The organism is Halanaerobium sp., from assembly GCF_003070835.1.
The window spans coordinates 1-2566 of sequence record NZ_QBLR01000409.1 but is presented as its reverse complement, the minus strand read 5'-3'; the positions used below and the strand labels follow the sequence as shown (position 1 = coordinate 2566).

Genomic DNA, 2566 nt, shown 5'->3' with positions numbered 1-2566 from the left:
TTGTGATGCCGAAGTGGTGGAATTGGCAGACGCGATGGATTCAAAATCCATTATCCTCACGGATGTGTGGGTTCGAGTCCCACCTTCGGCACCATTTTAATATCAGATATATTGGAACTTAAAGTCATTCTTAATTGAATGGCTTTTTCTGTTTTTAAGCCAATACAGAAGCAGCTAGTAATTGAAAGTTGCTCTTCATTAAAAGAATATATAATAAAATTTAAGTTCGAAAGGAAGAAAAAATATGAAAGTGGATTTACTAGTTATAGGGGCTGGTCCTGCAGGACTATTTTCTGCGATTCAGGCTGCTGAAAATAATCAAAATAAGAATATATTAATTTTAGAAAAGAATTCTAGTGCCGGAAAAAAACTTTTGATTAGTGGTTCTGGCCAGTGTAATTTAACCCATGCTGGTGATATAGCTGATTTTTTTGATCATTATGGTAATAATTCTAACTTTTTACTAGGGCCTCTTTATAGCTTCAATAACCAGGATTTAATGCATTTTTTTAAAAAACGAGGTATCTCCTTTAGAAAGGCTAGAGGCGGAAAAATATTTCCAGAATCAAATAATGCTTCAGATATTTTGAATATTTTATTTAAAGAATTAAAAACTAGAGATATTAAAATCACATACAATGCAAACGTAGAAAATATTGAACAAAAAAATGGCCTATTTAAAGTACAAAGTTCTGATAAAATTTATCAAAGTAAATATTTAATACTTGCAGCTGGAGGCAAATCATTCCCTAAAACTGGTTCAACTGGTGATGGATTCAAGATAGCAAAAAGTTTAGGTCATAATATAATTGAACCTCGACCTGCCCTAGCTCCAGTAATTATTAAAAATTATCAATTTAGGATGTTGAGCGGTATCTCTTTAAGAAATAAAGAAACTTCTCTCTGGAGAAATGGTAATTTACTTAAAAGTTGGACTGATGATTTACTATTAACACATCGTGGACTTTCTGGACCTGGAATAATTAATTATTCCAGGTATATGAAAAAAGGAGATTTAATAAAGATAAAACTCCTTAATTATAATAAAAAAGAATTAGAAAGCGACCTTTTGAAAAAAATTGAAAGAGAAGGAAGATTAAATTTAGTTAATCTTTTAATTAAATATCCAATTGCACAGAGGTTAATCGAAAAAATTCTAGAATTAGCTAACATTGACGGCAGTCAAAATGCTGCTCATCTTACTAAAGATGAAAGAAAAGAAATTATAGATATTTTTTCAAATCTCAAATTTGAAATCAAAAGTTTAGCAAATTATAACCAATCAATGGTAACAAAAGGAGGGATTGATCTGAATGAAATCACCCCCCAAAACATGGAATCTAGAATTGTAAAAAGGTTTTTTGCTGCTGGAGAAGTTTTAGATATTGATGGAGATACTGGCGGGTATAATTTGCAGGCTGCTTTCTCCACAGCATATTCTGCTGGAAAATATATTTCTGAGCAGCTATAAATTAAATTGTGACGTGATTTTATTTAACCTCTCTACCATATCAACAAGTTCTTCTGATGCATTAACAACTGTCTGAGTTGAAGCTGCCTGTTCCTCACTGGAGGCAGCTACCTCTTCAGCATTTGCTGCGGCCATTTCACTGACCTCTGAAATTTCATCCACTGCTTTCTTTACATTTTTACTATTTTGACTCATTTTATCTACTTCAGATCTGATATTTTTAATGAGATTTTCTAAACCTTCAGCTTGAGAAGTTATATCAGTAAAAGAAGCTGAAGTCTTATCAATTGCCTCTACACTTTCAAGAACAGCAGATTCATTTTCATCCATATTGTAAACTGCTTTTTCCACATCATTTTGAATTGATCTTATTAATTTTGCAATATCTTCAGTTGCTTTAGATGATTGTTCAGACAGTTCTCTAATTTCTTCTGCAACAACTGAAAAACCTCTTCCGGCTTCCCCGGCTCTAGCTGCCTCTATTGCTGCATTTAAAGCTAATAAATTAGTTTGTTCAGAAATATTATTAATTAAATCAACAATTTCTCCAATTTGCTTAGAAGATTCTCCTAAGGAGTTAATAGCTTCTGCAGTAGTTTTGGTGTTAGTTTTAACTTTAGAAAAAACATCTTCAGTTTTACTTAAAGTTTGATTGCCAGATTGAATATTTTCCATTACATTTTCTGCTCGATTATACATTTCATCTGAATGATCATTGATAGAAGTTATTTGATTTCTTAAATCTGTAATAGTTGCTGAAGTTTCTTCAACTTGAGCTGACTGTTCTTCGGATCCAGATGCTACTGTTTGCATTGAATTACCAATTTCTTCAGCTGAAGCTGATAACTCTTCACCTGTTGCTGTTAATTCTTGACTGGAAGCTGCAAGACTATCTGACATCTCAATAATATCTTTGACTAAATTTCTTAATACATCTGAAAATTTATTAAACCAGGCTCCTAATTTTTCAATCTCATTTTTATTAACCTCTTTGTAAACCTTACACTCAGTACAGTCTTTATATTCCCCAGTTTTTATCTTCGGACAGTGTACTTCCTCGCCAAATTCTGGAGCATAAGATCCAACATCAAACCA

General features: G+C 32.3%; 2 protein-coding genes and 1 tRNA gene. 2 read left to right on the top strand and 1 reads right to left on the bottom strand.

Annotated elements, in window-relative coordinates:
• The first annotated feature begins 7 nt into the window (after positions 1–7).
• Positions 8–94 (top strand) — tRNA-Leu (locus CI949_RS19770).
• A 150-nt stretch (positions 95–244) separates the two neighbouring features.
• Positions 245–1471 carry an NAD(P)/FAD-dependent oxidoreductase gene (locus CI949_RS19765; RefSeq protein ID WP_290769622.1) on the top strand — a complete coding sequence of 409 codons (1227 nt, stop codon included), beginning with the start codon at positions 245–247 and terminating at the stop codon, positions 1469–1471.
• Here CI949_RS19765 and CI949_RS19760 read toward each other — a convergent pair.
• Positions 1466–2566 (bottom strand): methyl-accepting chemotaxis protein (locus CI949_RS19760; RefSeq protein ID WP_290769620.1); only part of this gene is annotated, 1101 nt, incomplete at its 5' end. The genes CI949_RS19765 and CI949_RS19760 overlap by 6 nt on opposite strands.

Coding starts and splice junctions, on each gene's coding strand:
- CI949_RS19765 (WP_290769622.1), top strand. CDS start 245: ATGAAAGTGGATTTACTAGTTATAGGGGCTGGTCCTGCAGGACTATTT.